The 26,379-nt window shown below is 69.1% G+C and carries 30 protein-coding genes; 9 read left to right on the top strand and 21 right to left on the bottom strand.

Going from position 1 to position 26,379, the window contains the following annotated elements; genetic code table 11:
• Positions 1-1,216 (top strand): pyruvate dehydrogenase complex dihydrolipoamide acetyltransferase (locus tag VK682_RS18095; RefSeq protein WP_324782309.1); only part of this gene is annotated, 1,216 nt, incomplete at its 5' end.
• Between the two features lie 339 nt (positions 1,217-1,555).
• Positions 1,556-2,746 (top strand): MFS transporter, encoded by a 1,191-nt coding sequence (locus tag VK682_RS18090; protein WP_230797895.1) that lies wholly within the window; start codon positions 1,556-1,558, stop codon positions 2,744-2,746.
• A 42-nt stretch (positions 2,747-2,788) separates the two neighbouring features.
• Here the strand turns inward: VK682_RS18090 and cysE are convergent, their stop codons facing one another.
• The 18 genes from cysE to VK682_RS18000 form a co-directional block, all read right to left on the bottom strand.
• The gene (cysE, locus tag VK682_RS18085; protein ID WP_230797894.1) at positions 2,789-3,607 is read right to left on the bottom strand and encodes a serine O-acetyltransferase; all 819 of its coding nucleotides are present in this window, start codon (positions 3,605-3,607) and stop codon (positions 2,789-2,791) included.
• Positions 3,608-3,744: 137 nt separating this feature from the next.
• Positions 3,745-7,650 (bottom strand): baseplate multidomain protein megatron, encoded by a 3,906-nt coding sequence (locus VK682_RS18080; RefSeq protein WP_230797893.1) that lies wholly within the window; start codon positions 7,648-7,650, stop codon positions 3,745-3,747.
• A complete protein-coding gene (locus tag VK682_RS18075) occupies positions 7,650-8,093 on the bottom strand; it encodes a C40 family peptidase (RefSeq protein ID WP_324782308.1) in 444 nt (147 codons plus the stop codon). Before VK682_RS18075 ends, VK682_RS18080 begins: the two co-directional genes overlap by 1 nt.
• A complete protein-coding gene (locus tag VK682_RS18070) occupies positions 8,090-8,971 on the bottom strand; it encodes a phage/gene transfer agent baseplate hub protein (protein ID WP_230797891.1) in 882 nt (293 codons plus the stop codon). Before VK682_RS18070 ends, VK682_RS18075 begins: the two co-directional genes overlap by 4 nt.
• Entirely contained in the window at positions 8,971-9,603 is a 633-nt protein-coding gene (locus tag VK682_RS18065; protein WP_230797890.1) for a DUF2460 domain-containing protein, read from the bottom strand. The genes VK682_RS18070 and VK682_RS18065 overlap by 1 nt, the downstream gene beginning before the upstream one ends.
• A 12-nt stretch (positions 9,604-9,615) precedes the next feature.
• Positions 9,616-10,278, bottom strand: a complete 663-nt coding sequence (locus tag VK682_RS18060) for an RcGTA-type gene transfer agent tail tape measure protein (protein WP_230797889.1) — start codon at positions 10,276-10,278, stop codon at positions 9,616-9,618.
• Positions 10,275-10,475 carry a rcc01693 family protein gene (locus VK682_RS18055; protein ID WP_230797888.1) on the bottom strand — a complete coding sequence of 67 codons (201 nt, stop codon included), beginning with the start codon at positions 10,473-10,475 and terminating at the stop codon, positions 10,275-10,277. The genes VK682_RS18060 and VK682_RS18055 overlap by 4 nt, the downstream gene beginning before the upstream one ends.
• Entirely contained in the window at positions 10,472-10,795 is a 324-nt protein-coding gene (locus VK682_RS18050) for a gene transfer agent family protein (RefSeq protein WP_230797887.1), read from the bottom strand. The genes VK682_RS18055 and VK682_RS18050 overlap by 4 nt, the downstream gene beginning before the upstream one ends.
• Positions 10,796-11,218: a phage major tail protein, TP901-1 family gene (locus tag VK682_RS18045; protein ID WP_230797886.1), complete on the bottom strand. Its 423-nt coding sequence runs from the start codon at positions 11,216-11,218 to the stop codon at positions 10,796-10,798.
• Between the two features lie 63 nt (positions 11,219-11,281).
• The gene (locus tag VK682_RS18040; RefSeq protein ID WP_230797885.1) at positions 11,282-11,689 is read right to left on the bottom strand and encodes a DUF3168 domain-containing protein; all 408 of its coding nucleotides are present in this window, start codon (positions 11,687-11,689) and stop codon (positions 11,282-11,284) included.
• Positions 11,686-12,024: a head-tail adaptor protein gene (locus VK682_RS18035; protein ID WP_230797884.1), complete on the bottom strand. Its 339-nt coding sequence runs from the start codon at positions 12,022-12,024 to the stop codon at positions 11,686-11,688. The genes VK682_RS18040 and VK682_RS18035 overlap by 4 nt, the downstream gene beginning before the upstream one ends.
• Complete coding sequence (locus VK682_RS18030) at positions 12,021-12,614, bottom strand: head-tail connector protein (RefSeq protein ID WP_230797883.1); 594 nt, start codon at positions 12,612-12,614, stop codon at positions 12,021-12,023. Before VK682_RS18030 ends, VK682_RS18035 begins: the two co-directional genes overlap by 4 nt.
• Before the next feature lie 160 nt (positions 12,615-12,774).
• Positions 12,775-13,959 (bottom strand): phage major capsid protein, encoded by a 1,185-nt coding sequence (locus tag VK682_RS18025; RefSeq protein WP_324782307.1) that lies wholly within the window; start codon positions 13,957-13,959, stop codon positions 12,775-12,777.
• Positions 13,960-13,988: 29 nt separating this feature from the next.
• A complete protein-coding gene (locus VK682_RS18020; RefSeq protein WP_324782306.1) occupies positions 13,989-14,531 on the bottom strand; it encodes an HK97 family phage prohead protease in 543 nt (180 codons plus the stop codon).
• Positions 14,532-14,553: 22 nt separating this feature from the next.
• Entirely contained in the window at positions 14,554-14,787 is a 234-nt protein-coding gene (locus VK682_RS18015; RefSeq protein ID WP_230797880.1) for a GTA head formation protein, RCAP_rcc01685 family, read from the bottom strand.
• Positions 14,774-15,970, bottom strand: a complete 1,197-nt coding sequence (locus VK682_RS18010) for a phage portal protein (RefSeq protein ID WP_230797879.1) — start codon at positions 15,968-15,970, stop codon at positions 14,774-14,776. Before VK682_RS18010 ends, VK682_RS18015 begins: the two co-directional genes overlap by 14 nt.
• Positions 15,971-16,157: 187 nt before the next feature.
• Positions 16,158-17,504 carry a DNA-packaging protein gene (locus VK682_RS18005; protein ID WP_089851116.1) on the bottom strand — a complete coding sequence of 449 codons (1,347 nt, stop codon included), beginning with the start codon at positions 17,502-17,504 and terminating at the stop codon, positions 16,158-16,160.
• Entirely contained in the window at positions 17,443-17,781 is a 339-nt protein-coding gene (locus tag VK682_RS18000) for a hypothetical protein (RefSeq protein ID WP_089851115.1), read from the bottom strand. The genes VK682_RS18005 and VK682_RS18000 overlap by 62 nt, the downstream gene beginning before the upstream one ends.
• Before the next feature lie 294 nt (positions 17,782-18,075).
• Here VK682_RS18000 and VK682_RS17995 point away from each other — a divergent pair, with 294 nt between their 5' ends.
• The 4 genes from VK682_RS17995 to VK682_RS17980 all read left to right on the top strand — a co-directional run bounded on the left by VK682_RS17995 (position 18,076) and on the right by VK682_RS17980 (position 20,251).
• Positions 18,076-19,263, top strand: a complete 1,188-nt coding sequence (locus VK682_RS17995; protein WP_230797877.1) for a pyridoxal phosphate-dependent aminotransferase — start codon at positions 18,076-18,078, stop codon at positions 19,261-19,263.
• Complete coding sequence (locus tag VK682_RS17990; protein WP_324782305.1) at positions 19,260-19,574, top strand: TfoX/Sxy family protein; 315 nt, start codon at positions 19,260-19,262, stop codon at positions 19,572-19,574. The genes VK682_RS17995 and VK682_RS17990 overlap by 4 nt, the downstream gene beginning before the upstream one ends.
• Before the next feature lie 102 nt (positions 19,575-19,676).
• On the top strand, positions 19,677-19,850 hold the full coding sequence (locus VK682_RS17985; RefSeq protein WP_089851109.1) for a YqaE/Pmp3 family membrane protein: 174 nt from the start codon (positions 19,677-19,679) through the stop codon (positions 19,848-19,850).
• A 14-nt stretch (positions 19,851-19,864) separates the two neighbouring features.
• Positions 19,865-20,251: a DUF4112 domain-containing protein gene (locus tag VK682_RS17980; RefSeq protein WP_089851107.1), complete on the top strand. Its 387-nt coding sequence runs from the start codon at positions 19,865-19,867 to the stop codon at positions 20,249-20,251.
• A 93-nt stretch (positions 20,252-20,344) separates the two neighbouring features.
• Here VK682_RS17980 and ndk read toward each other — a convergent pair whose 3' ends face one another.
• A complete protein-coding gene (gene ndk / locus VK682_RS17975; RefSeq protein WP_089851105.1) occupies positions 20,345-20,767 on the bottom strand; it encodes a nucleoside-diphosphate kinase in 423 nt (140 codons plus the stop codon).
• A 279-nt stretch (positions 20,768-21,046) separates the two neighbouring features.
• On the opposite strand from ndk, the gene VK682_RS17970 reads away from it, so the two are divergent.
• The 3 genes from VK682_RS17970 to VK682_RS17960 all read left to right on the top strand — a co-directional run bounded on the left by VK682_RS17970 (position 21,047) and on the right by VK682_RS17960 (position 24,326).
• Positions 21,047-22,903: an ABC-F family ATP-binding cassette domain-containing protein gene (locus VK682_RS17970; RefSeq protein WP_089851104.1), complete on the top strand. Its 1,857-nt coding sequence runs from the start codon at positions 21,047-21,049 to the stop codon at positions 22,901-22,903.
• A gap of 160 nt (positions 22,904-23,063) precedes the next feature.
• Positions 23,064-23,681 (top strand): MarC family protein, encoded by a 618-nt coding sequence (locus VK682_RS17965; RefSeq protein ID WP_230797875.1) that lies wholly within the window; start codon positions 23,064-23,066, stop codon positions 23,679-23,681.
• Positions 23,682-23,741: 60 nt separating this feature from the next.
• Positions 23,742-24,326, top strand: coding sequence for a retropepsin-like aspartic protease family protein (locus tag VK682_RS17960; protein ID WP_089851100.1), 585 nt, complete (start codon positions 23,742-23,744; stop codon positions 24,324-24,326).
• A gap of 5 nt (positions 24,327-24,331) precedes the next feature.
• On the opposite strand, the gene VK682_RS17955 is transcribed toward VK682_RS17960, so the two are convergent.
• Positions 24,332-24,790 carry a DNA polymerase III subunit chi gene (locus VK682_RS17955; protein WP_089851098.1) on the bottom strand — a complete coding sequence of 153 codons (459 nt, stop codon included), beginning with the start codon at positions 24,788-24,790 and terminating at the stop codon, positions 24,332-24,334.
• Between the two features lie 3 nt (positions 24,791-24,793).
• Positions 24,794-26,287 (bottom strand): leucyl aminopeptidase, encoded by a 1,494-nt coding sequence (locus tag VK682_RS17950; RefSeq protein ID WP_324782304.1) that lies wholly within the window; start codon positions 26,285-26,287, stop codon positions 24,794-24,796.
• Between the last annotated feature and the right edge of the window lie 92 nt (positions 26,288-26,379).

Genomic DNA, 26,379 nt, shown 5'->3' with positions numbered 1-26,379 from the left:
GACCGACAAGGCCACGATGGAATTCGAGGCGGTCGATGAAGGCGTGATCGGCAAAATCCTGATCGCGGAAGGCAGCGAGGGGGTGAAGGTCAACACCCCCATCGCCGTGCTGCTGGAAGAGGGCGAAAGCGCCGAGGACATCTCTGCGCCGAAGGCCGAGGCCCCTGCCCCCAAGCCGGAAGCCAAGACCGAGGCGAAGGCCGCAGCTCCCGAGGCGAAAGCCGCGGCGGCCACGCCCGCCACCCCGGCACCGGCTCCGGCGGAGGCATCCTCCGGCGAGCGCGTCTTCGCCTCGCCGCTGGCGCGGCGGATCGCGGCGGAAAAGGGTCTGGATCTGGGCCGCATCAAGGGCTCGGGTCCACATGGCCGCATCGTGAAGGCCGATGTGGAGAATGCCAAGCCCGAGGCGGCCCCGGCTGCAGCCGAGGCCAAGGCGGCCGAGGCGCCGAAAGCTGCCGAGCCCGCCAAGGCGGCGATGCCCACCGGTGCCAGCGCCGATGCCGTCAAGAAGATGTACGAGGGCCGGGAGTTCGAGGAGGTCAAGCTGGACGGCATGCGCCGCACCGTGGCCGCCCGTCTGACCGAGGCCAAGCAGACCATCCCGCATTTCTATCTGCGCCGGGACATCAAGCTGGACGCGCTGCTGAAATTCCGCAGCCAGCTGAACAAGCAGCTGGAAGCGCGCGGCGTGAAGCTGTCGGTCAATGACTTCGTCATCAAGGCCTGCGCGCTGGCGCTGCAGCAGGTGCCCGCCGCAAATGCGGTCTGGGCGGGCGACCGCATCCTGAAGCTGAAGCCGTCGGATGTGGCCGTGGCCGTGGCCATCGAGGGCGGGCTGTTCACGCCCGTGCTCAAGGATGCCGAGATGAAATCGCTGTCGGCCCTGTCGGCAGAGATGAAGGATCTGGCAGGCCGCGCCCGCAACAAGAAGCTGGCGCCGCATGAATATTCCGGCGGCACCTTCGCGATCTCCAACCTTGGCATGTATGGCGTCGACAATTTCGATGCCGTGATCAACCCGCCGCATGGCGCGATCCTTGCCGTGGGCGCGGGCGTCAAGAAGCCCGTCGTCGGTGCGGATGGCGAACTCAGCGTGGCGACGGTGATGTCGGTGACGCTGTCGGTCGACCACCGCGTGATCGACGGCGCGCTGGGGGCCGAACTGCTGCAGGCCATCGTGGACAACCTTGAATCCCCGATGCTGATGCTGGCCTGAGCCTGATCGTGTGACCTAGGAAACGCCCTCCGTTCGGGGGCGTTTTCCACCAAGATTTAGGCCCCGGGAAACGCCAAGTTTTCCGGGGCTTTTTATGTTCGGGATCTGCCGCCGCGCCTGCCGCCGCAGCCGGCTGATCCGCGCCCTTGGGCAAGGGGGCAAACGACATCGACGCCTCTCCGGCACGAGGGAATGCGGCATCCGGCATGCAGCTTATGCATGGCACCCTTGAGCCTGCTGCCGGTTGTGGTGGCGCTCACACGGGCTAATCTCCGCCGCGTGCCGCAGTGCGGCGGATTCTTACCCTGAACGGGCACCCCCGACAAACCGGAGCAGACCATGGCCTTACAAGACCGTCAGGCGACGCTGACGATCCTTTCGCTTGCGCTGGGGGCCTTTGCCATCGGTGTCACCGAATTTGCCGCGATGGGGCTGCTGCCCTATTACGCCGCCGATCTGGGTGTGACCGAACCCGAGGCCGGCCATGCCGTCAGCGCCTATGCGCTGGGGGTGGTGGTGGGCGCGCCGGTGCTGGCGGTGCTGGGCGCGCTGGTGTCACGCAAGACGCTGCTGATCCTGCTGATGGCGCTTTTTGCCGTTGCCAATGTGATGGCGGTGCTGGCGCCGAACCTGCCGCTGCTGGTGGCGGCGCGGTTTCTGGCGGGGCTGCCCCATGGCGCCTTTCTGGGCATCGCGATGCTGTTTGCCGCCGAATTCTCGCCGCCCGGACGCAAGGGCGCGGGGGTGGCGCAGGTGCTGATGGGGCTGACCATCGCCAATGTGGTGGGCGTGCCGCTGGCCGGCGCCATCGGGCAGGCCTTTGGCTGGCGCTGGTGCTTCGTGATCGTGACCGGGCTTGCCATCGCCTCTGCACTGATGATCGCGCGGGTGGCGCCGGATGTGCGCACCGGGCGAGCCCCGAGCCCGCTGCGGGAACTGGGCGCGCTGGCCAATCGCGCGGTCTGGATGACGCTGCTGGTGGGCGCGGTCGGCTTTGGCGGGGTGTTTGCCGTCTATGCCTATCTCACCGCCGCGATGCTGGATGCGACCTCTGCCCCGTCCTGGGCCATTCCGCTGGCGCTGTCGGCCTTTGGTGTCGGCGCCACGGCGGGCACATGGGTGGGTGGACGGCTGACCGACTGGTCGCGGTTCGGCGCGGCCTTGGTGCTGCTCATCGGCATGACGCTGATGTCGCTGGTCTATACGCTGGTGATCGGCAACTGGGTGGCGATGACGGTGACGGTGATGGCGCTTGGCCTGACCGCCAGCCTTGCCATCCCGCTGCAGATGCGGCTGATGGATGTCGCCGGAGAGGCGCAGACGCTGGCCGCCGCACTGAACCATGCCGCCTTCAACGCCGCCAACGCGCTGGGGCCGTGGCTGGCGGGGCTGGCTCTGGCAGCAGGCCATGGCTGGCAGGCCACCGGCCATGTCGGCGCGGCGCTGTCGCTGGCGGGGATCGCGATGCTGGGTCTGGCGTGGCTGGATGCCCGCAGGCCGCGCGGTCTGGTCGCGGCGCCGGGCATGTGACGGAGCGGGGCGCGGGGGCCTTACCCCGCGCCGTGCCAAGGCTCAGCCGCTGCAGTTGCAGCCGGTGAGTTTCTGGTCCATCGACCGCGAGGGCTGGTCGCAGCCCGCCTCGCCCACGATCTTGGCAGGCACGCCCGCCACGGTCTTGCAGGGCGGCACATCGGCCAGCACGACCGACCCCGCCGCGATGCGCGACCCGTCGCCCACGCGGATATTGCCCAGCACCTTGGCGCCAGCGCCGATCAGCACGCCATTGCCGATCTTGGGGTGACGGTCCTCGTCCTCCTTGCCGGTGCCGCCCAGCGTCACCGAATGCAGGATCGACACGTCATCGCCCACCACGGCGGTTTCCCCGATGACGATGGAATGGGCGTGGTCGATCATGATGCCCTGCCCGATCCGGGCCGCCGGATGGATGTCCACCCCGAACACCTCGGAGGACCGCATCTGGAAGAAATAGGACAGGTCGCGCCGCCCCTGATTCCAGAGCCAATGCGCCACGCGCTGGCTTTGCACCGCCTGAAAGCCCTTGAAGAACAGCAGCGGCTGCAGATAGCGATGGCAGGCCGGATCGCGTTCATAGGTGGCGCGGATGTCGGCCCGCGCGCGCAGGGCCAGCACCGGATCGGCGGCATAGGCCTCGTCGCAGATTTCGCGCAGGATCTGCTCGGACATCTCGCCATTGGCGAGCTTCAGCGAAATGCGATAGGCCAGCGCCCGTTCGATGGTGGGATGGTGCAGGATGGAATAATGCACAAGCCCGCCCAACAGCGGCTCGCTGGAAACGACATCCTCGGCTTCCAGCGTGATGCGACCCCAGACAGGGTCCAGTTCGGCGATCTTCGCCCGGGTTTCGGCCATGGTCTTTCTCCGTCCGTTCAGCCCAGTCTAGCAGATAGGATGGCCCGGCTGAAACGCAAAACGGTGATGGTCGGCAGCGGCAGCGGTGATGAATGGTCAAAGGCGCGCCCGGTGAGGAGCGCGCCTTCGGGTCAGGATCAGACCGACAGGATCAGCCGGGCAAAGGGCCCCGGACCGTAGCGGGCAGAGATCTGCGCCACCTGCACCTCGATCAGCCCCGACAGCCCCTCCGCCGCCGGGCTGATCTGCCAGAAAGGCGCGCCCAGCGTCACGTCGCGCAGCAGGGTGCCGCCCTGCGACAGGCGCAGCAGATAGGCCTCGCTTTCCTCGCCAAGCGGCACTTCGGGGGTGTCCCAGCCATCGCCGTCGATCCGGGTGCGGCGGATCCAGCGCAGCGTCAGCCCCGAGCCCGCCCGCTCCGCCCGCAGATGCGCGGGCCGGTAGGGGCGCAGACCATTGCCGTCAAACGCCGCGACCACATGCACATAGGACGGATCGTCATAGCCGCGCCGGGCGGGGCCGATGCGGAAATGCCGTGCCTGCCCCCGGGCGGCGGGGGACAGCGCGATCTGCTGCGCGGCCCCGTCCAGCACCACCACGCGCGATCCCGCAGGCCAGAGCGCGGGCGCCGTGCCATCGGTGCCAAGCTGCCCGCGCAGGCGATGCGCAACCTGCCAGACCCCCGGCGCCACCAGTGCCGCGTCACGGAACTGCAGCAGCTCCCACGCACCCGGGCTGCCATCGCCGATGGCGAGCAGGTTCGCGCCCCCCAGCAGCGCCGCGTCCGACACCGATTGCAGCGTGCCGCCGCGCAGCCGGATCCGCAGCGGCGCCCCCCGGTCGATGCGGCCTGCGGGATGGGCGGGCAGATCGGCTTCGGTCACGCCGGTGACGGCGGCGGCGGCAATGACCTCGTTCAGCACATAGTCGCTGTCCGTGGCCGCATCATAGACCGCGACCGCCCCCGGCCATGGATCGGCGGCAATCGCCAGATGCGGGGCATGCGGCACCTCGTCCCCGCCCATCAGCGGCAGGTCCAGAAACAGCGGCAGCACCGGCGCCGCCGCCACGCTGGGCCGCAGGCTGGGCGGCGTGTCGGCAAATTCCGCCGGAAGGTAGATGTCCGGCTCGATCCGTACCGCCTCCACCAGCTGCTGCGCGCCCAGATCCACCCGGTCGATCCGCGCCAGCGTCCGGCCAGAGGCGGCGGAGATCGACACCACATCCCCCGCCCCCAGCGCCAGCTGCGACGGCGGCAGGGCAAAGCGCAGGGTCTCGCGCGCCACCCGCGCCTCTGACAGCCAGCGTTCGGCGACCATGCGCCCCTCGGCGCGGGTCAGGGTCAGGGCCAGCTCGGTTTCGGCCACGGCATGGGTGCGGTCGTCGGGCAGCACTGCCTCCTCGGCCACCACCGCATGATCGCCATCCGCTTCGACGAAGCGCAGACGCACCCGACCGGCCAGTTCCGCAGCACTGGCGCGCGACTGCACCAGACCACCCTCCACCTCCTCGCTCAGCGCAAAGCCCGCCGGATCCAGCGGCAGCGCGCGCCGTCCGGTGCGGGGCAGGAAGATCAGCGCACCATCCCGTTCGATGGCGTCAAAGCCATGCGCCAGCATCAGGGGCTGCAGGGCACGCCGCGCCTCGCCCACCTGAGCGACCAGATAGCCGCGCACCCAGCCGTGCAGGCGGCTGACATCCACCTCGCGCAGCCCGGCCCGCGCGCAGATCTCCGCCACGACCGAGGCGAGCGTGCGCGAACTGCACCGCCCGGTGATCCAGTGCCCGCGCCGGTAATTGTCGCCATCGGCCCACAGATCCGACAGGCCGGGAAACCACGGATAGGGCCGCGCGTCCCATGCCCAGACAAAGGCGCGGCTCAGATCCAGCATCGGCGCGCCGTAAACTTCGGACACCGGATTGCGCGCGGGGTCCGCCCAATAGCCGAACTGCGCCCGCAGATACTGCCGCTGGATCAGCTCGTCCCGCATCCCGTTGGAATAATGCGGCAAGGTGCTTTCCGAGCTTTTGGGGTCCAGAAACTTGTTGGGCTCGTTGGTGCCCTTGTCCACCGCAGCACAGCCCAGTTCGGTGAACCACAGCGGTTTGGACTGCGGCACCCAGTCTGTCGGGTCGGGCTGGCGCTGACCGCCGATGCGGTCGTGATGGCGCAGGCTCCACCAGCTGCGGAGGTCCTTGTAGCGGAACACCCACGGCTCGCCATAAGCGCCGTCGGTGATGGCATCGCGGCGCTGCGCGGCGCGGGCCTCGGGCGTGGGGTAATGCCAGTCATAGCCCTCGCCGCCCTCGATATTGGACATGAGGTAGCCGGGATCATAGACACTGTCCCAGCCCGCATCCGCATGGCTGTCGCCGTCGCGCCAGTCCGACAGCGGCATGTAATTGTCGATGCCGACAAAATCGATCTGCGGATCGGCCCAGAGCGGATCGAGGTGAAAGAAAACGTCGCCCGATCCGTCCTGCGGATGATAGCCAAAATATTCCGACCAGTCCGCCGCATAGCCCAGCTTGACCGCAGGCCCCAGCAGCGCCCGGCAGTCCGCCGCAAGCGCGCGCAGCGCCGCCACCGCCGGAAAGCCTGTGGCGCCGCGGATCTGCGTCAGACCGCGCATTTCCGACCCGATGCAGAATGCCTCCACCCCGCCCGCCGCCGCACAAAGCGCCGCCTGATGCAGGATGAAGCGGCGATAGGACCACTCGTCCGGCCCGTGATAGCTGACCGCGCCATCGCTGACGGTAAAATCCATGGCCGAAGCGCTGCCGAAAAACGCCGCCACCTCTGCATCCGCCGCCAGCGTGCCATCGGGCGATCCCGCCCGACCCGGCGCCACGCTCAGCGTGAGGCGCCCGCGCCATGGCAGCACCGGCTGGTCCGCAGCCCCGGTCCATGGATCGGGCCGCGCATTCCCCGCCATCTGCGTCATCAGGATGAAGGGGTAATACATCACCTTCAGCCCCTGCGCCGCCATGTGCCGGATCGACTGGATCACCGAGGCATCGGCGGGCGTGCCGCCATAGACCGGGCGGTCGGCGTCACGCGGCACCAGCAGCGCCTCGGTCCGCGACAGGCCGCTGACCCGCCATGGCATGTTGCCCGCGTCAAACGCCTGCTGTTCCACCCCCGGACGCAGCGTGCAGAGCCCGCAGCGCAGATCCTCGCCGAACCAGCTGACCACCAGCGACACCGCGCCACAGGCAGGCAGATCCGTCTGCAACTGGTCCAGCGCGGTGCTGAAATCCGGACGGTCCGAGGGCGAATTGACATTCGCCACCCCCGAAACCCCGTCTCCCCACGCCATATGCACCGGTTCGGTGGCCAAGGCATATTCGCCGGTGCCGGGGATCATCGCCACCGCCTGCACCGCCTGCGGCACATCCAGCGGATCGGCCAGATCGGGGCGCGTCACCTCGAAGCTGAACTGCGGCACCCGGTTGCCGAAGCGGTCCAGCATCAGATCCTCGATGACCACATAGGCGGTGCCGCGATAGGCGGGCACAAGGCCCGCACCCTCGACCGCCTCCATGCAGGGATCGGGATCCTGATCCGCCGTGCCACGATAGACCCGCATGTTCAGATCGCGCAGCGGCAGTTCGGCACCATCCGCCCAGACCCTGCTTACGCCCGAAATCTCGCCCTCGCACAGCGCCAGCGCAAGGCTGACCGAATAGCTGTAGCTTTTCACCGTGGTCTTGGGTGCCGATCCCTTGCCCCCGCCGCTGCTGACCTTCTTCTTGGCGACATGTTCGCGGAATTCGGTGGCCCAGATCACCTGACCGCCGATGCGAACCCGTCCGTAAACCTGCGGGATGGCAGCACCTTCCCCGGCCCCGCTCAGCCGGAACCGTTCGATCCGCCCGGTCTCGACGGTCTGCGCGCCCTGTCCCATCAGCCGCTGGTCCAGCGCCTGTCCCAGCGTCGCCCCCACAAAGCGGCCCACCGCTGTCATCGACAGACCCAGCACCGTGCCGCCCAGCGTGCTGCCAAGGGCGGCCCCCGCGGCGGAAAGAAGGATCGTGGCCATCAGTTCTGCTCCAGTGGCAAGGCAAACCGCGCCACCAGACGGCGACGCCAGGGCGTGGTCAGCGCGCATTCCAGCACGCCATGACCGCTATAGGCATGAATGAACGCGGGGCTGGGTCCGGCGCGCGACTGGATCCCCAGATGTTTGGCGACAGACCCGTCGCGCATCCGGAACAGCAGCACGTCACCCGGCGCAGGGCGGGTCAGCGGCTTCGGCCGCAGATGCCGCAGCCCCGCCGCCAGCAGCACCTCGTCGCCCTGCGGCTCCGCCCAGTCCATGCTGTAGGGCGGCACGGGTTCCGGCTCCGCGCCGATCACCTCGCGCCAGACGCCGCGCAGCAGCCCCAGACAGTCGCAGCCCGCCCCCCGGACCGAGGCCTGATGCACATAGGGCGTGCCGATCCAGCCGCGCGCGGCCCCCACCACCTGCCACGCGCCGGTCATCTGCGGCTTCCTCCGCCGCTGACCGGGGCCTGCGTGGCATGCACCATGATCCAGTCCTCTTCGGGGATGTCGGGAAAGCCCTGATAATTCACCAGATTGTTGAACTTCAGCCGACAGGTCTCGAACCGCTTGTCGCAGCCCGCCGTCAGGCGCAGCAGGTCGCCCGCCCGCACCACCGCGCGCAGCGGCTCCCACAGTTCCACCACGCGGCGCCCGTCCAGCACGCGGTCACGCTTGACCGAGCCGACAAGCCCCTCGGCGGCTCCCGACATCCCCTGCACCCGGCCCCGCGCGAACCAGCCCTCCTCGGCCCCGGCAAGCGGGCCCAGATCGAACAGCCGGTTGTCTTCGGCGGACAGAACCACGCCGTCCCGAACATAACCCGGCTCGGTCAGGTCCATGCGGCAGGTGGCATCCCCCAGCACCGCCGAACAGGGCTTCTGATAGGCCCGCCCCAGCGGGCGGTTCAGCGCCTCGGTCAGCCCGCGCAATTCGGCATGAAAGGCGCCGCCGCTGCGCCGGATCTCGCCCAGACTGCCGCGAAACAGCAGACGCCGCGCCGCAGGATCGGCCCAGTTGACCAGCCAGCAGACCACCTCGGCGCCGTCATAGCGCCCCGCCTCCACATCCGCCTCGGACAGCGCGCCATCCGACAGCGCGCCCAAGGCCTCGGTATTGTCCACCGACAGGCCGGTCGCCTGCTGCAGCGCCATGGCCGAAAGCCCGGTGCCCGCGCGAAAGCTCAGCCCGTCAAAGTCCAGATCGCAGTCATGATCGGTGAACCCCAGCCGCAGCCCGTCGCTGCGGGTCAGCGCCCAGCACCGCGCCACCGTGGTCAGCCCTGTGGCCAGATGCGCGTGAAGCTCCGCCGCGCCCATCAGACCCGCACCTCCACCACGGGCACATCGGGCACCTGCCCGGCCTGAAAGCTGGCGACCGACACGTTGATGCGGTCTGTGTCGAACCGCACCGGCACGTCAAATTCATACCCTGCGGTGATCTCGGCCCCCGCCAGCGGCGGCTCGACAAAAGTGACGCGCCCGGTTGTGTCGTCGAGCGTAAAATGCACCCCCTCCATCATCTCCACATCCTGCACCGCCGTGCGCACCGTGCCCGCCACCGGCTTTGTGATGGGCCGCGCATAGCCCGCCCCGCCCGAGAGATAGGTCTTGGTCAGCGCGAACACCCGGGTCACCCCGTCGCCCCGCGCGATCACCTGATCCGTGGCCCCGATCCGCCCCGAGGGCCGGCAGGATTTGAAATCCGCCCAGTCCTTCCAGCGGAACCCGTAAAGCTGCCCGCGCCGCGCCTCGAAAAACGCGATCAGCGCCTCGATATCGTCCAGCGACCGCAGCCCCAGACCGGCATCATAACGCCGCCGCGAATGCGCCCATGGCGTGTTGCGCTCTTCGTGCCCGCTGGTCAGTTCGACCACATCGGTCCGCCGCTCCGGCCCGCCAAGCGCACCAAAGCTGAGGCTGGCGGGAAATCTCACCTCGTGAAAGGACATGGACATGGATCCTCAACGGTTGCGGGCACCCTGCCCCAGCGCCCGGCCCATCTGGGCGGCGATCTGGGACTGGCTGCGGCGAAAGCCCTGAACATCGGGCGTCTGGATATGCATGACGACGGTGACAGGCGCGCCGCCGCCCTGTGCGCGCACTCCCAGCTTGCCATCGGCGCCCCGGGTCAGCGGCATGATCGCCTCCGGCCCCGCCTCGCCCATCAGCCCGGTGCCGCCGCGCATGGGAAAACTGACCGGCCCGCTGACAATGCCGCCGGTGGCAAAGGGCATCACCCGTCCCTGCGCAAAGGCCCCGCCCTGCGCAAAAGGCGAAAACGCCCCGAACAGCCCCTGCATCCCCGCCGCCAGCATGCCGCCGAAATGGTCGGTGACGGGCCGCAGTGCCGCCTTGTAGGCGGTGTCGATCATCGACCGCGCCACGGTTTCCAACGCTTCCGAGGCTTTCATGCCGTCAAACACCAGCCCGTCAAAGGCCCGCGCCAGCCCGCGGCTCAGCGCGCCTTCCAGCTTCGACACGTTGCGCCCGGTGTCGGAAAAGGTCTGATGGATGCGCTTCAGTTCCGCATCGAACCCCGCCGCCATCGAGGCCGCCTGCCCAAGGCTCGCCTCCAGCGCGGCGATGCCCTCGTCCAGATCTCCCAGCTTTTCGATCTCCGTCATCTCCGCTCTCCGTTCGATCCATCGGGAAAGGCCGCGATCAGCTCGTCCAGCCGGTCCCGGCCCATGGGGCCCGCGCCGGTCTCTGCGCCCAGCATCAGCCGCAGCTCCACCGGGGTCAGCGCCCAGAACTCCGCAGGCCGCAGCCCCAGCCCGCGCAGCCCCGCCCGCAGCAGCACTGGCCAGTCAAAGCCCGTCATCCGCCTTCTCCCGGCAGGGCAAAGGCGCGGGCCAGCAGTTCGGCGGCGGCGCGGGCGGCGGCCATCGGCCCGCCCTCGATCTGGGCCGCCAGCAGATCCGGCGCCTGCCCCGGCCAGCCCGCACCGCGCAGCCCCGCCACGATCAGCGCCAGCACGTCACGGGTGGAACAGCGCCCCTCTTCGAAGCGCCGCACCAGATCGACCAGCGATCCCTCCGCCAGCCCCGCCTCAAGCTCGGCGAGCGCCCCCAGCGTCAGCCGCATCAGGTGACGCTCGCCGTCGATGGTCAGCGCCACCTCGCCCCGCCACGGATTGACCATCTACGCCTCCGGCTGCGGCACGAACTGCAGCGCCCCCGCCGAGGCCAGCGCCACCTCATAGGTGGCCTCGCCGTTATGCGCGCCCGCATAGTCGATCGAGGTCAGCTGGAACGGCCCCTCCACCCGGCCGAACCCGGGAATGATGACCTGAAAGGCCGGGGTTTCGCCGTCAAAGAAGATCTGCCGCGCCCGTTCATCCGTGCCCGCATCCTTGAACACGCCCGAGCCCGAGATATTGGCCGATTTCACCCCGGCCCCCGCCAGCAGTTCCCGCCAGCCGCCCTGAGATTCAAGCGTGGTGACATCCACGCTTTCGGCGTTGAAACTGACCCGCGTGGCGCGCAGGCCCGCCATGGTCTCGAACTGGCCATCCCCGGTCAGGTCGACCTTGATCAACAGATCCTTGCCGTTCTGCGCAGCCATGCGCCTTACTCCTTGCTGTGGTTGAATTTCCCCGATCGGGGCAGGCACAGGCCCGCCACGCGGTCAGGCATCCTCGGTGCGCGCGCGAAAGATCATCTCGACCCGCCGCAGCCCGCCGCCCTCGCGCCGCGCGCGCGCCTTCAGAAAGCGCAGGCTGACCAGCCGTCCGCGGCCCAGATCCGGCAGCGGGCCCAGAAGCGCATCCGACACCGCCGCCGCCACTTCCTTGGCGCGCTGGAATCCGGCGGCGTCGCTGATCACCGCCACCGACAGATCGTGCCACGCCCCGGCCCCGGTGGCATCCGACGCGTCGCGCGCCACCTCCGCCCCCAGCGTGACGTAAAGCGCGGGCAGCGCCCCCTGCGGCAGCGCGTCATAGACATGGCCCTGCACCAGCGCCGCCATGGCCTCGTCCTGCATCAGCCGCTGATAGATCGCGGCCTGAAGGGCTGCGGAAACCGCATAGCTCATGCCGCCACCTCCTCGCGGGTCTCGCAGATCAGATACAGGCCACCCGGGTCCAGTTCGGTCACCGCCAGCACGCGGAACACCCGCAGCCCCTGACGGAACCGCTGCCCCGGCACCGGGCGGCTGCTGGCGCCCATGGGCGCGCCGCGCACGATGATGCGGAAGGCGTTGATCGCGACCGGCCCGGTCTCGCCCAGCGCCTCGCGTCCGCTGCGCGGCGACACCTCGGCCCAAAGCGTGCCCAGTTCCGCCCAGCTTTCGACAAGCCCGCCCGCCCCGTCCGGCATCGATACCGGCGCCTCCAGCACCAGACAGCGGTTCAGCAGCGGCGCGGTCATGATCCGAACCCCACCCGCAGGGGCCGGTAGCGCGCGATCAGCGAGGTCACGCCGAACGGCATGCAGCCTTGGCCCAGCGCGGTTTCGGCGCGGTAGTCATAGTAATGCGCGGCCAGCAGCAGCACCGCCTGCGCCAGATCCGGCGGCAGCCCGTCAAACTGCGGCGCATATCCCGCAGCAAAGCGCAGCTCGGCACTGCCCCCCGCCGGGATCACCGGCAGCAGCCCCCCCGGCGGCTTCAGCCGCGGCGCATGGGCGTCCTTTTCCAGCCGGTATTCGCCCAGATCGATCAGCTGCGCCACGCCCTCCCGGTCCGTCAGCCTCAGCGAAATCAACGCCTGCACCGGCGCCACCGGCAGCACCACACCGTCGCGGTCCCGCCACGCGCCCAGCGTCCAGACAAAATTCCGCACCAGCAGCGCCTTGCCCGTCCGCGCCTCCACCGCCGCCAAGGCCGCGCGCAGGAACGATCCAAGAACGACATCCTGCAGATCATCCTCGGCAAAGCCGCTGCCCAGACGCAGATGCCGTTTCAGGGCCGCAACCGGCAGCGCCGTGTCGGGCAGCTGGCTCTCTTCGATCAACATCATCGCATTCTCTCCGCAATCCTATCCCGGTCTCCGTGGTCCGGGACAAAGGCGGGCGCGTGCCAGCCGCGTTGCTCGGACGGAGGGAGCAGCTGGACAACGCGGGCCAGTCCGGCACGCGCCCCACAAGGGCGGGTCTCCCCGCCCCCATGTCCGGTCACGTTCAGGCCACGGCGCAGCGCAGAAGCTTGATCGCGGCGAAATCGCTCACATCGCCGCCGACGCGCTTGGTGGCATAGAACAGCACATGCGGCTTGGCGCTGAACGGATCGCGCAGCACCCGCAGGTCGGGACGTTCCGCGATGGTGTATCCGGCGGCGAAATCGCCAAAGGCCACGGCGAAACTGTCGGCGGCGATGTCGGGCATGTCCTCGGCGATCAGCACCGGATACCCCATCAGCCGCGCAGGCTGTCCCGCCGCCAGACCGTCGGACCACAGATGGCGGCCATCCGCGTCCTTGAGCTTGCGCAGCGCGCCTGCGGTCTTGGAATTCATCACGAAACTGGCGCGCGCGCGGTACTGCGCGCCCAGCGCATAGACCAGATCGATGATCGCATCGCCATTACCCAGACCGGCATCGGTGCCGGTGGGCACATAGCCAAGGTTGCCCCATGTCCAGACATCATTGTCGATGGCCGGATGCGAGAGGAACCCGCGCGGCTTGTCATTGCCATCCCCTGCGACGAAGGCCGCCGCCTCGGCGCGGGCGAACCGGTCGGCAATGCGCCCGGCCAGCCAGCCCTCGATGTCAAAGGCGCTGTCATCCAGCAGCCGCTGGCTCGCCTTGGGCATGGCCGACAGCTCGTGCAGGCGGATGGAAATGCGGTCGATGCCCGGCGTCGCCGTCTCGGCGGTGGCGGCGGTCTCGTCGGCCCAGCCCACACCGGTCTCGCCCTGATCGATCAGCACGTCATAGGACGAGGCCTCCACCGTCACCACGCCAGCAATCGCCCGGATCGAGGCGGTGCTGTCCAGCACCGACTTCACCGAATCAGAGGTGACGGGATCCACCAGATAGCCGCCATCCCCGGCCACGGCGCTGGACATGGCCTTGCCCTCCAGCACCAGCCCCCGCAGCCCGTCATCGTCGCCATGACGCAGATAGGCGGTGAAGGCGCGGCGATGCGGCAGGGTCACATCCTGCGCACCGGCAAGGGCGGGGCGGGCCAGCGCCGCGGAAGTCTTGGTCTCAAGCATGGTCAGTCGCTCTTCCTGTTGTTGCATCTTGGCGTGAATGTCGGCCCTTGCGGCCCTCATATCCCCGATAAGTCCCGCCATCGCGGCGCTCACCCGGGCGACCGGGGACGGATCTTCCCCGATCCGAGACGTGGTCTCGGTCCTGCTCATCATCTCTGTCCCTTCAGCGATGGCGTGCGTCAGCCGCGCGCCAGGTCAAGGCGGGCGCCCTCCAGCGCCAGCGCCAGATCGCGCAGCAGGACGGCCTCGGGGCTCTCTCCCTTGGCCTCCACCCGCGCACCGGGCAGCATCGGGAAGGTCACCAGCGACACTTCCCAAAGCTCCAGTTCCGTCAAAACCCTGCGCCCCTGCGCATCCTTGCTGGCACGCAGCGTGCGATAGCCGATCGACAGCCCGTCGATGACCCCGGCAGCGATCAGCGCCGCCGCCTCGCGACCCCGCACCACGCTGTCCAGAAGCCGCCCCCGCACCCACAGCCCGCGCCCGTCCTCGCGCACCTCGTCCCAGATCCCGATGGGCTGCGCGGGATCGTGCTGCCACAGCATCTTGACCCCGCGCCCCTCGGCGGCCAGCCGGGCCAGCGACTGCGCATAGGCGCCCGGCGCCACCACGTCGCCGCCCTGATCGCAGGCGCCGAACACCGAGGCATAGCCCTCGATCCGGCTGCCCTCCGCCACGGTGACCTCGGCCCCCAGACGGCAAAACTTGTGCTCCAGTTCCATTGCAGATCCTCCTGTGGCCCGCTCAGGGCGCCGCCGTCATCAGCCCTTGGAACGCCTGCGCCAGAATGACCCCGGCCACCCCGTAAACGGTCAGCCACAGCCGCTTCTCCAGCCGCTCCATCAGCACCTCGATCCGGTCGAGCCGCGCGTTCAGCGCATCGACCTGCAACCGGCTCACCCGCTCATGCGCCTCCAGCTTCAGCGCGGGGGCGCAGGCAAAGGGATCGTAGCCATGCCCGCGTTCACTCACCCGCATCCTCCTCCTGCGGCAGGGCGGGCAGGCCCAGCATCCGCCGTTTCTCGGGATCGGTCAGGAACGCCGCCTCCGCCACGCGCCGCCACTGCGCCTCGCGCTCGGCGGACAGGGCGGGCACCTGATCCAGATCGGGCTTCAGCTCCACCTCCTCGCCCAGAAAGCCCGACAGCCAGCGCCCCACCGCCGCCGTGACCCGGGTGGCCAGCGGCAGCACCGTCAGCCGGTAAAAGGCGCGGTGCGCCTCCTGATAATTGGCATAGGTCGCCTCGCCGGTGATCCCCAGCAGCATGGGCGGCACACCGAAGGCCACGGCGATCTCGCGCGCCGCCGCCTCCTTGGTCTGCTGGAACTCCATGTCAGAGGGCGAAAACCCCATCGGTTTCCAGTCAAGCCCCCCCTCCAGCAGCATGGGCCGCCCGGCATTGCGCGCGCCCTGATGATGCGTCTCCATCTCCGCCACCAGACGCTCGTACTGGTCCTGGCTCAGGCTGCCCTGCCCGTCACCGCCCGACCACACGATCGCCCCCGAAGGCCGCGCCGCATTGTCCAGCAGCCCCTTCGACCAGCGCGAGGCGCTGTTATGCACATCCACCGCCTGCGCCGCCGCCTGAATCGGCGACAGCCCGTAATGGTCGTCCTGCGGGTGAAAGGTCTTGATATGGCAGATCGGCGGCAGATCCCCGCTCACGTCAAAGCGATGCGTGCGCCCGTCCACCACATAATCATAGGCGACGGGCCAGCCATCCGCCCCCGGCACCAGCCGCATCCGGTCCGACCGCAGCACATGCAGCTCGCGCGGCAGACCGTCCCCCGCCGACACCGCCTCCAGATAGGCGTCTCCGGACAGCAGAAGCTGGCCATAAAGCGCCTCGAACAGCTCCGCCTTGCCCTGTGCCGCATTGGGCAGCAGCACCAGCCGCAGCAGCGGATGGCTGACATAGCGCGTGTCCTGATCCTGCAGCACCAGCGGCAGCGCCGCCGCGGCTTCCGCGATCAGCTTCACCGCCCGGAACCCCACCGGATTGCCGACAAACCCCGCCCGGCTCAGCGAGGCGGTGTCGCGCGGCGACCAGGCGACCCGCCCCGCGCCCTGATAGGCAAAGAGACGCCCGGTGGCAGAGGCCTTGACCTCCGCCGCCCCCTCCACCCCGCCGCGCCCCCGCCGCAGAAACTCAAACACCATCGCCCGCTGCTCCTTCATCGCTTCCGAAGACAGGCCCACTCTGCACCGCCGGGATTAACCCCGCTTGACCCCGGCGCGCGCCCTGCGCGCAACACCCCTTCCCGGTTTCCAGCGGCCAGAAATATCCCGGGGGAGGCTGCGCGCAGGCGCAGCCGGGGGCAGAGCCCCCAGCCCCGCCCCGGCAGGGCTAGAGCGACCGGATGCCCGGCCGCTTCCAGCCCTCCGCCGCCCCGCAGATCAGTTCGGTCAGCGCCCAGACCAGCGCATCGACCCGGTCGGGCGATCCCTGCCCCTCATAGCCGCGCGCGGTCATCAGCCCCATCTGCTCTTCCAGCGCGGGAAAGGCGCGGGCATGGCCGACCCGCCCCTGCTCGTAAAGCGCCGCCACCGGTTCGGCGCGCAGCACCTTGCCGCGCGTCGCCGTGACCTTGCGCAGCGGCAGGTTGGGGGCCACCTGCCGCAGCACCGCCTCCACCATGGCGCCCCCCTGATTGACCTCCGCCACGATCCGGTCGGCCTGCCAGCGCTCGAAGGCCGCAACCGCCGCCCCCGCCCAGCCCAGCGGCCCCAGCCCCTGCACGCTGGCATCCTCCAGCACCACGGCACGCCATGCCTGCGGCGGCCCCTCGCAGATCACCCCCGCCACCACGATGCCGCAGGCATCCGCCGCCTTGCCCTCACCGGCGGGCGGATCCACCGCCACCACCACCCGGTCGAACGCCTCGGGCAGCGCCGCGCCCTGCGCCCGCTCCAGCACCTCCTGCGTCCAGAGCGCGCCGTCCACATCGCTCACCAGCACGCCATCCAGTTCCTGCCGGGCCAGACGGCTGTTGCCATAACGCGCCCGCACCTCCTCCAGGAAAGAGGCGGCCAGATTGGCGCGGTTCGCCTCGGTCCGCGCCCGCGTCACCACGGTCGACGGCAGCGCCAGCAGATCTTTCAGCACGCCGACATTGCGCGGCGTGGTGGTGACACAGACCTGCGGATGCACCCCCAGCCGCAGCGCGAACTGCAGCATGTCCCATGTGTCGCGCGCCTTCTTCCACTTGGCCAGCTCATCGACCCAGGCCGCATCGAACTGCGGCCCGCGCAGCCCCTCGGGATCATGCGCCGAAAACGCCATGGCCTCGGCGCCATTGGGCCAGACCAGACAGCGGCGCGTGGCGCTCCAGTCGGGGCGCCGGTCGGGGGGCGAACAGGCAAGGATGCCGCTTTCGCCAAAGATCATCACCTCGCGCACCTGATCCAGCGTTTCGCCCACCAGCGCCACGCGGCGGCAGCGCCCGGGCGTAAGCGGCAGCGCGCCCTCGACCTGCGCGCGCACCCATTCCGACCCGGCGCGGGTCTTGCCCGCGCCGCGCCCGCCCATGATGACCCAGGACCGCCAGTCCCCCTCGGGGGGCAGCTGGTGGTCCATGGCCCAGAAGTCGAACAGAAAGGGGAGTGCAAGGCACTCCCCCTCCGTCAGATCCTCAAGAAACCTCGCCTGCACCGCAGCACCGGCGGAGGCGAGCCATGCGGCACCCGATCTCATGGCGGGCCCGGTCAAGGTCAAGCGCCCAGTCTCCGGCGATCCCTTTCTGCTTACGTCTGACATTGGCGATCTGCGCCTCCGTTTCGTGCGAAGCCCTCAGCCAGTAGCGGAGATCGCCCAGCAGTTTGCCAGCCTCCGTCTTGTTGGTGCCTTCCCCCGCCTCCAGCTGCAGCAGCAGACGCGTCAGCGCCTCGCTGGACTCCCGCAGCAGGACCGCGATCCTCTCCCGCTCGTGTTCGAGTCGGGAAAGTTCTTCTTCGATGTGAACAAGGATCATGCTCGATACCTTTCGTGCCTGAATATTATTGTTGTCCCTCCAGGCGAGCGGAACGAAAAAGCGGCCACAGGGATCAGACCCGGGGGCCACCTGCCCATTTCGTCCAGCAGGCCCAAGAGCTACGCCCAACCGGGCAGAAAGTCAATTCCGGGGCAGCGAACGCCGAAGCCTAAGTCCCTGTTCAGACATATAAATTCCGCCTTAACCCCAGCGGACGCCACCCAAACCATCAAGCCCGCTTGCGCTTTTGGCAGCGCGCTGGCAGGCTCCGCACGCAGCTATCGGAGCCCGCCCATGCCCAGCCTGTCTTCCCGGATCTCCAGCCTCAATGCGGGCGGCAGCGACGGCTGGGGCATCTTCTACAAGGCCCGCGCGCTCAAGGCGCAGGGCGCCGCCGTGATCGAACTGACCATCGGCGAACCGGACGCCCGCACCGATCCCGCCATTCTCGACGCGCTCAGCGCCTCGGCGCGGGGCGGCCATACCGGCTATGCCGTGGTGCCCGGCATTCCCGCGCTGCGCGATGCCATCGCCGCGCGCCTGACCCGCCGCACCGGCGTGCCCACCACCCGCGACAACGTGCTTGTCACCCCCGGCGGGCAGTCGGCGCTGTTTGCCGCCCATATGGCCGCCTGCGATCCCGGCCAGACCGCCCTGATGGTCGAGCCCTATTATGTCACCTATCCCGGCACGATCCGCACGGCGGGCGCGCGGCCCGTGGCCGTGCCCACCGATCCCGCCCGCGGCTTCCTGCCCGATCCCGTAACGCTGGCGCGGATCGCGGCGCAGACCGGCGCCGCCTCGCTGCTGGTCAACACCCCCAACAATCCCACGGGCGCCGTCTACCCCGCCGCCACGCTTGCGGGCATCGCCGAGGTGGCGCAGGCGCAGGATCTGTGGCTGATCTCCGACGAGGTCTATGACACCCAGATCTGGCAGGGCCAGCATCTGAGCCCGCGCGCCCTGCCCGGCATGGCCGAGCGCATGCTGGTGGTGGGCTCGCTGTCGAAAAGCCACGCCATGACCGGCAGCCGCATCGGCTGGCTGGCGGGCCCGGCAGAGGCGCTGGCGGCGCTGGTCGATCTGGCCACCAACACCACCTATGGCGTGCCCGGCTATATTCAGGACGCGGCACTTTTCGCCCTGACCCAAGGCCCCGATCTGGAACAGCGCATCGCCGCCCCCTTCCGCCGCCGCCGCGATCTGGCGCGGCAGATCCTTGGCGCGCAGCGCGTGGTGCGGCTGATGCCCTCGGACGGGGCGATGTATCTGTTCCTCGACATCCGGGCCACCGGGCTCTCTGGCGAAGGCTTCGCCGAGGCGCTGCTCGACAGCCAGCGGATCGCGGTAATGCCGGGCGAAAGCTTCGGCCCCTCGGCGGCGGGATTCGTGCGCGTGGCCCTGACCCTGCCCGATGACCTGCTGGCCGAGGCGCTGCAGCGGATCTGCAGCTTTGCCGCCGGACGGGCGCAGGCAGCATGAGCACCCCCGTCTCCAGCCTGCGCAACCTTGGCCCCGCAACCGAAGCCGCCTGCGCCCGCGCCGGGATCCCCGATGCCGAAACCCTGCGCGCGCTTGGCGCGGATGAAACCTACCGCCGCCTGCTGGCCTCGGGCACCCGCCCGCATTTCATCAGCTATTACGTGCTGCACATGGCCCTGATGGGCCGCCCGTGGAACGACTGCCGAGGCAAGGAAAAAGAGGCGCTGCGCCTGCGCTTCGACGCGCTGGTGGCGGGGTGGCCGCAAAGCGCGCCCCCGATGCGCCCCCCGCCGGGATCGAGGCGATCCTGAACGACATCGGCGTGCTGCCCGCCCCGCCCGTCTGAGCACCGACGGAACCTTCCCCGGTCCCGCGTGTTGGATCCGTGACCTTTTTTGAAAACGGAGTTCACAATGGATCTTGTGCGCATCATCGTCGCCATCCTGCTGCCGCCGCTTGGCGTGTTCCTGCAGGTCGGGCTTGGCAAACATTTCTGGATCAACATCCTGCTGACGCTTCTGGGCTATATCCCCGGCATCGTGCATGCCATCTGGATCATCGCCCGCACCGGCCCGCGCACGGTCTGAGCCGGACTTGGCCGATGACCGCCGCACAGGATTTTGACCGGCTGGCCCGGGTAGAGCGGCTGGCGCGGCGCATGGACCGCGCCTTCCGCCTGCCCTTCACCCGCATCCGGCTGGGCTGGGATGCGATTCTGGGCCTCGTGCCCGGCATCGGCGACACGCTGGCGCTGCTGCCCGCCGTGTGGATCCTGAAAGAAGCCCGCGACATGGGGGCGCCAAACCCCCTGCTGGCGCAGATGGCGGGCAATATGGGGGTCGACTGGCTGATCGGCCTCGTGCCGTTTCTGGGTGACATCTTCGACGTGGGCTTCCGCGCCAACCTGCGCAACACGGCGCTGCTGCGCCGCTGGCTGGAACAGCAGCACGGCAAGCCGGAGCTGCGTCCCGAAGTCAGCCGCGTGTGAGCGCAGAGCGCCCAACCTGCCCGCCCCTCACCCCGCACACAAAAAAAGGGGCGCCAGACTGGCGCCCCTTTCTGCATCATGTCGCGGGACAGGTCAGCCGACCAGCTCGGTCCCGGCGAAGAAATAGGCGATCTCGGCTGCGGCGGTTTCCGGCGCGTCCGAACCGTGCACGGAGTTTTCGCCAACCGACTCGGCGAATTCGGCGCGGATGGTGCCCGCATCGGCATCGGCGGGGTTGGTGGCGCCCATCACTTCACGGTTCTTGGCCACGGCGCCTTCGCCTTCCAGCACCTGCACCACGACGGGGGCAGAGGCCATGAACTCGCAGAGTTCGTCATAGAAGGGACGCTCGGCGTGAACCTTGTAGAATTCGCCAGCCTGAGCCTTGGTCAGGTGAATGCGCTTCTGCGCGATGATGCGCAGGCCCGCTTCTTCGAACTTGGCATTGATCTTGCCGGTCAGGTTGCGGCGCGTTGCGTCGGGCTTGATGATCGACAGGGTGCGTTCGACGGACATTTGAGTCTCTCCATATCGCAAGGCCGGGCAAGGGGCCCGGCCGGTATTCGCTGGTGTGGGCGTTAACACGGGGCGGCGGGATTGGGAAGCCCCAGAAGGGGGCAAGCGCGTCTGGCGCAGGGGCGGCCCCTGACCCTGAAGCTGCCCCGGAAAGGAAGGGGGGCGCTGCCCCCCGAGGCCTGCGGCCTCTCCCCCCGGGATATTTTTGCCAAGAAGAAGCCGCAGCCTCGACTGCGATGGGGGATTTTGTCCGCCCGCGGGCTCTGCTAAGGGCTGCCCATGCTCAGGATCGAAGACATCTCTTATTCCGTCGAAGGCCGCCCTCTGTTCGAGGGCGCCTCCGCCACCATTCCCGCCGGTCACAAGGTGGGGCTTGTCGGACCCAACGGTGCTGGCAAGACCACGCTGTTCCGGCTGATCCGGGGCGAGCTTACGCTGGATGGCGGGGTCATCGACCTGCCCGCCCGCGCCCGCATCGGCGGTGTCGCCCAGGAGGCGCGCGCCTCGGACGTGTCGCTGATCGACACGGTGCTGGCCGCCGACACCGAACGCGCCGATCTGATGGCCGAGGCCGAGACGGCCACCGACGCGCATCGCATCGCCGAGGTGCAGACCCGGCTGGTCGATATCGACGCATGGTCGGCGGAGGCGCGGGCCGCCTCCATCCTCAAGGGGCTGGGTTTTGACGAGGCGGCGCAGCAGCGGCCCTGCTCGGCCTTCTCGGGCGGCTGGCGGATGCGCGTGGCGCTGGCGGGGGTGCTTTTTGCCGAACCCGACCTGCTGCTGCTCGACGAACCGACCAACTATCTGGACCTTGAAGGCGCGCTCTGGCTGGAAAGCTATCTGCAGCGCTATCCGCATACCGTCATCGTCATCAGCCACGACCGGGGCCTGCTGAACCGCGCGGTGGGGGCGATCCTGCATCTGGAGGAGCGCAAGCTGACGCTTTATCAGGGCGCCTATGACACGTTCGCGCGCACCCGGGCCGAACGCCGCGCGGTGATCGCCGCCATGGCACGCAAGCAGGATGACCGCCGCGCCCATCTGCAGAGCTTTGTCGACCGCTTCCGCGCCACCGCCTCCAAGGCGCGGCAGGCGCAGGCCCGCGTCAAGATGCTCGAAAAGATGGAACGGATCACCGCCCCCGAGGAAGCCGCCAAGCGCGTGTTCAGCTTCCCGCAGCCCGACATGCTGTCGCCGCCGATTCTGGCGCTGGAGGAGGCCTCCACCGGCTATGGCGACACCGTGGTGCTGCGGAACCTGTCGCTGCGCATCGATCAGGACGACCGCATCGCGCTTCTGGGGCGCAACGGTCAGGGCAAATCCACCCTGTCGAAGCTGCTGGCCGACCGGCTGGAGCTGATGGGTGGCACCATGGCGCGCAGCTCCAAGCTGCGCATCGGCTATTTCGCCCAGCATCAGGTCGACGAGCTGCATCTGGACGAGACGCCGCTGCAGCATGTGCAGCGCGAACGCCCCGACAGCCCGCCCTCCAAGCTGCGGGCGCTGCTGGCGGGATTCGGGCTGGGGGCCGCGCAGGCGGAAACCGAGGTCGCGCGGCTGTCCGGCGGGCAGAAGGCGCGGCTGTCGCTGCTTCTGGCGACGCTTGATGCGCCGCATCTGCTGATCCTTGACGAACCGACCAACCACCTTGACATCGAAAGCCGCGAGGCGCTGGTCGAGGCGCTGACCGCCTATTCCGGCGCGGTGATCCTTGTCAGCCACGACATGCACCTGCTGGGGCTGGTGGCGGACCGGCTGTGGCTGGTCAAGGATGGCACCGTCACGCCTTACGAGGATGACCTTGACACCTACCGCACGCTGCTGCTGACGCAGGACAAGCCCGCCAAGCCGGAAAAACCGGCAGCGCCCAAGCCGCGCAAGGCGACGCGGGACGAGCTGATGGCGCTGCGCGCCGAGGCCCGCAAATGCGAGGAGCGCGTGACCAAGATCGAGGACATGCGCGAAAAGCTGGCCGCGAAACTTGCCAACCCTTCGCTTTACGAAGAGGGCCGCGCCGGAGAGCTGGAGACATGGAACCGCAAATACGCGGAAGTCATGGAAGGCCTGCACCGCGCCGAGGCAATGTGGGAACGCGCGCTGGAAAAGCTGGAAGGCGCGCAGCGGCAGGGCTGACGGCGCGGGGTGGTCCGACACCTGCCCGCGCCCCTTCTGGGAGCGGGCCGGACCGTGCCGCCTGCCCGATCTGCCCGCGCAGACGCCACCCGCCGCAGATGCGGCGCGCCCGTCCCAAGCCGCGATGGACAAGCGCTCTGCCGCAGGGCTAGGGTTGGGCATGGATCCGGCCTTTCTCATCAGCGCCTTTGCCACGCTTTTTGTGGTGATCGACCCGATCGGGCTGACGCCCGTGTTCATCGCGCTGACGCCCGGTGCCGATGCGGCGCATCGTCGGGCGGTGGCGGTGCGGGCCTGCGTGATCGCGCTGCTGGTGCTGACGCTGTTCGCGTTTTTTGGCGAGGCGGTGCTGGGTTTCATCGGCATCTCCATGCCCGCCTTCCGCATCGCGGGCGGCATCCTGCTGTTCCTGACCGCGCTCGACATGCTGTTCGAACGCCGCACCCGGCGGCGCGAGGACAAGGCGACGCCGGAACCGCAGCCCGATCCATCGGTGTTTCCGCTGGCCATTCCGCTGATCGCCGGTCCCGGGGCCATCGCCTCGATGATCCTGCTGGTGGGGCAGACCGGCTCGCTGCCGGGGGCGCTGGCGGTGATGGGCGTGCTGCTGGTGGTGCTGGCGCTGGTGCTGGCCCTGTTTCTGGCGGCGGGATTTCTGGAACGGGCGCTGGGGCATACCGGCATCGTGGTGGTCACCCGCCTGCTGGGCATGCTGCTGGCCGCGCTGTCGGTGCAGTTCGTGCTGGACGGGCTGCGCGACGTGGCCGCCTTCGGCTGAGACTGGCAGAAGCCCCGCTCCGCGCCTACATCAGACGGGACGCAGGACGGGGGAACGCGGATGTCAGGCTTTGATCTGGGACGGCTGGGCTATCTGGGCCTGCTGCTGGCGGTGCTGGTGATCTGGATGTTCGTCCAGCATCGCGGCCAGCTGGCAAAAAGCCTGCAGCAGCTGGCGGCATGGGGGCTGATCTTTGTCGCGGTGCTGGCGGCGATCGGGCTCTGGGAAGACATCCGTCACACGGTGATGCCGCAGCAGGCGGTCTTTGCCGAGGCCGGACGGGTCGAACTGCCCCGCGCCCCCGATGGCCATTACTATGTGACGCTCGACATCAACGCAGTGCCGGTGCGCTTCGTGGTCGATACCGGTGCCACAGGCATGGTGCTGACGCGCGAGGATGCAAGCCGCGCGGGCCTTCACCCCGAGGATCTGATCTTTCACGGGCAGGCGATGACCGCCAATGGCGCGGTGATGACCGCCCCCGTCCGGCTTGACAGCGTGGGGCTCGGGCCGTTCGAGGATCGCGGCGTCCGCGCCTTCGTCAATGGCGGCGAGATGGGCCAGTCGCTTCTGGGCATGAGCTATCTGCAGCGCTTCGACCGGCTGGAAATCTCCGGCGGGCGGATGGTGCTGGAACGGGGCTGACCCGCTCAGCTTTCCGCCTTTTTCTTCCAGCTGCCCGACTCTTCGGACCAGTATTGCGCGGCGCAGCCTGCCGCGGTCAGGCTGCGCCAAAGCCCGCGCGCCGCCTGCAGGGCCTGCGTGTCGTTGCCGTCGAACAGGATGCAGGTCCGTTCCATCCGCCCCGCCTCCTCGGCGGAGACGGCGGCGCCGTCCACCGCCATCAGGCAGGCGGGATCGTTGGGCAGATCGCCCCGTTCGGTCAGCAGCACGGGCTGCAGCGCGTCATGCGGCCCACCCGCGCGGCCATGCGGCAGGAACCCGTCCTCCGGCCCCAGCCACAGCTTTTCATCCAGCCAGTCCAGCCGCGCCGGATCGGTGCCGCGCACCACCACCCGCCAGCCCGCCGCCAGCGCGCGGTCCAGCAGCATGGGCAGCGTCGCCTCCAGCGGGCGCTGCGTCAGGTGGTAGAACATCGCCACCCCCATGGCTCAGCCCTCCGCGTCGGTCTCGGCCTCGGGCCGCGTCTCGAACCGGGCGCGCACCAGCCGGTCCAGCGTCAGCACCCCCCAGCCCGTCGCCCCCTTGGGCGCCAGCAGCGAGTCGGTCTTGAGCGAGGCGACCCCGGCGATGTCCAGATGGATCCACGGCACGTCGTCCTTGACGAAGCGCTTGAGGAACTGCGCGGCGGTGATCGACCCGCCGGGCCTGCCGCCGATGTTCTTCATGTCCGCGATGGGCGATTTCAGCATGTCGTCATAGGCCTGCGCCAGCGGCATCCGCCACGCGCCCTCGCCCTCGGTCTGGGCGGTGCGCAGGAACTGGCCGCAGAACGTGTCCTCGTTGGAATAGACGGCGGCGTTCTCGTATCCCAGCGCCACGATGCAGGCGCCGGTCAGGGTGGCCAGATCGACCATCGCGGCGGGCTTGATCACCTCCTGCGCATACCAGAGCACGTCGCAGAGCACGAGCCGGCCTTCGGCATCGGTGTTGAGGATCTCGATCGTGTCGCCCTTCATCGACCGCACCACGTCACCGGGGCGCATCGCGGTGCCGGAGGGCATGTTTTCCACCAGCCCGACCAGCCCCACCACATGCGCGCTGGCCTTGCGCAGCGCCAGCGCCTTCATCACGCCCGCGACGACACCCGCGCCGCCCATGTCCATGGTCATGTCTTCCATGCCCGCGCCGGGCTTCAGCGAAATCCCGCCCGTGTCAAAGACCACGCCCTTGCCGACCAGCGCCAGCGGCGCGTCCTCGGCGCCGCGCCAGCGCATCACCACCAGCTTCGACGGCGAGGCCGAACCTTCGCCCACGGCCAGCAGCGCGTTCATGCCCAGATCGCGCATCTGCGGCTCGTCCAGCACCTCGACCTCGACCCCCAGATCACGCAGCGCCTCCAGCCGGGTGGCGAATTCGGTGGTGGTCAGCACGTTGGCGGGCTCGTTCACCAGATCGCGGGTGAAGGTCACGCCTTCGGCCACGGCCAGCACCGGCGCGGCGGCGGCGGCCACCTCTTCGGGCTTGGCGCACTGGAAGCTTGCCGCCCCCAGCGGCTCGCCGCGCTCGCTTTTATGATCGGTGAAGGCATAGCCGCGCAGCGCCAGACCCAGCGCCACCTGCGGCACGCGCGCCAGATTTTCCGCCAGCACCACCAGCGGCTTGGCCCCTGCCATGCGCGCCAGCGACGCCCCGGCGCGGCGCGCCTCGGTCAGGCCGGGCCTGCGCTCCAGCCGGATCAGGTGCAGCGCCTCGGCCGCCATGCCCGCAGGCCAAGCCAGCGTCACGCCCTCGCCCTCGGGTTTCTTGGCCCAGCTTTCCGCCGTGGTGGCCCGCGTCAGGGCGCCGCGCGTCAGCCGGTCCAGCCGCCTTGCCGCACGCCCCAGCTTCCCGTCCGCCCCCACAAATACCGCCACATGGCCCGCCACCGTGGCCAGCGGATCCAGATCCACCGGGTCGAACGCGATGCTGCGCAGTCTGGTCATGCCACCTCTCCCTTTCAGGCGTCTCATTGCCCCTAGTGGTAGTGTGCCGCCCGGCTCTTGGCCAGACATACCTTTTCCCCCGCGACGCGACG

Source organism: Salipiger marinus (assembly GCF_035481585.1).
GTDB classification, from domain to species: Bacteria; Pseudomonadota; Alphaproteobacteria; order Rhodobacterales; family Rhodobacteraceae; genus Salipiger; species Salipiger marinus.
This window is presented reverse-complemented; position numbering and strand designations above follow the sequence as displayed.

Coding starts and splice junctions, on each gene's coding strand:
- VK682_RS18090 (WP_230797895.1), top strand. CDS start 1,556: ATGGCCTTACAAGACCGTCAGGCGACGCTGACGATCCTTTCGCTTGCG.
- cysE (WP_230797894.1), bottom strand. CDS start 3,607: ATGGCCGAAACCCGGGCGAAGATCGCCGAACTGGACCCTGTCTGGGGT.
- VK682_RS18080 (WP_230797893.1), bottom strand. CDS start 7,650: ATGGCCACGATCCTTCTTTCCGCCGCGGGGGCCGCCCTTGGCAGCACG.
- VK682_RS18075 (WP_324782308.1), bottom strand. CDS start 8,093: ATGACCGGCGCGTGGCAGGTGGTGGGGGCCGCGCGCGGCTGGATCGGC.
- VK682_RS18070 (WP_230797891.1), bottom strand. CDS start 8,971: ATGGGCGCGGCGGAGCTTCACGCGCATCTGGCCACAGGGCTGACCACG.
- VK682_RS18065 (WP_230797890.1), bottom strand. CDS start 9,603: ATGTCCTTTCACGAGGTGAGATTTCCCGCCAGCCTCAGCTTTGGTGCG.
- VK682_RS18060 (WP_230797889.1), bottom strand. CDS start 10,278: ATGACGGAGATCGAAAAGCTGGGAGATCTGGACGAGGGCATCGCCGCG.
- VK682_RS18055 (WP_230797888.1), bottom strand. CDS start 10,475: ATGACGGGCTTTGACTGGCCAGTGCTGCTGCGGGCGGGGCTGCGCGGG.
- VK682_RS18050 (WP_230797887.1), bottom strand. CDS start 10,795: ATGGTCAATCCGTGGCGGGGCGAGGTGGCGCTGACCATCGACGGCGAG.
- VK682_RS18045 (WP_230797886.1), bottom strand. CDS start 11,218: ATGGCTGCGCAGAACGGCAAGGATCTGTTGATCAAGGTCGACCTGACC.
- VK682_RS18040 (WP_230797885.1), bottom strand. CDS start 11,689: ATGAGCTATGCGGTTTCCGCAGCCCTTCAGGCCGCGATCTATCAGCGG.
- VK682_RS18035 (WP_230797884.1), bottom strand. CDS start 12,024: ATGACCGCGCCGCTGCTGAACCGCTGTCTGGTGCTGGAGGCGCCGGTA.
- VK682_RS18030 (WP_230797883.1), bottom strand. CDS start 12,614: ATGATGTTGATCGAAGAGAGCCAGCTGCCCGACACGGCGCTGCCGGTT.
- VK682_RS18025 (WP_324782307.1), bottom strand. CDS start 13,959: ATGAGCAGGACCGAGACCACGTCTCGGATCGGGGAAGATCCGTCCCCG.
- VK682_RS18020 (WP_324782306.1), bottom strand. CDS start 14,531: ATGGAACTGGAGCACAAGTTTTGCCGTCTGGGGGCCGAGGTCACCGTG.
- VK682_RS18015 (WP_230797880.1), bottom strand. CDS start 14,787: ATGCGGGTGAGTGAACGCGGGCATGGCTACGATCCCTTTGCCTGCGCC.
- VK682_RS18010 (WP_230797879.1), bottom strand. CDS start 15,970: ATGGTGTTTGAGTTTCTGCGGCGGGGGCGCGGCGGGGTGGAGGGGGCG.
- VK682_RS18005 (WP_089851116.1), bottom strand. CDS start 17,504: ATGAGATCGGGTGCCGCATGGCTCGCCTCCGCCGGTGCTGCGGTGCAG.
- VK682_RS18000 (WP_089851115.1), bottom strand. CDS start 17,781: ATGATCCTTGTTCACATCGAAGAAGAACTTTCCCGACTCGAACACGAG.
- VK682_RS17995 (WP_230797877.1), top strand. CDS start 18,076: ATGCCCAGCCTGTCTTCCCGGATCTCCAGCCTCAATGCGGGCGGCAGC.
- VK682_RS17990 (WP_324782305.1), top strand. CDS start 19,260: ATGAGCACCCCCGTCTCCAGCCTGCGCAACCTTGGCCCCGCAACCGAA.
- VK682_RS17985 (WP_089851109.1), top strand. CDS start 19,677: ATGGATCTTGTGCGCATCATCGTCGCCATCCTGCTGCCGCCGCTTGGC.
- VK682_RS17980 (WP_089851107.1), top strand. CDS start 19,865: ATGACCGCCGCACAGGATTTTGACCGGCTGGCCCGGGTAGAGCGGCTG.
- ndk (WP_089851105.1), bottom strand. CDS start 20,767: ATGTCCGTCGAACGCACCCTGTCGATCATCAAGCCCGACGCAACGCGC.
- VK682_RS17970 (WP_089851104.1), top strand. CDS start 21,047: ATGCTCAGGATCGAAGACATCTCTTATTCCGTCGAAGGCCGCCCTCTG.
- VK682_RS17965 (WP_230797875.1), top strand. CDS start 23,064: ATGGATCCGGCCTTTCTCATCAGCGCCTTTGCCACGCTTTTTGTGGTG.
- VK682_RS17960 (WP_089851100.1), top strand. CDS start 23,742: ATGTCAGGCTTTGATCTGGGACGGCTGGGCTATCTGGGCCTGCTGCTG.
- VK682_RS17955 (WP_089851098.1), bottom strand. CDS start 24,790: ATGGGGGTGGCGATGTTCTACCACCTGACGCAGCGCCCGCTGGAGGCG.
- VK682_RS17950 (WP_324782304.1), bottom strand. CDS start 26,287: ATGACCAGACTGCGCAGCATCGCGTTCGACCCGGTGGATCTGGATCCG.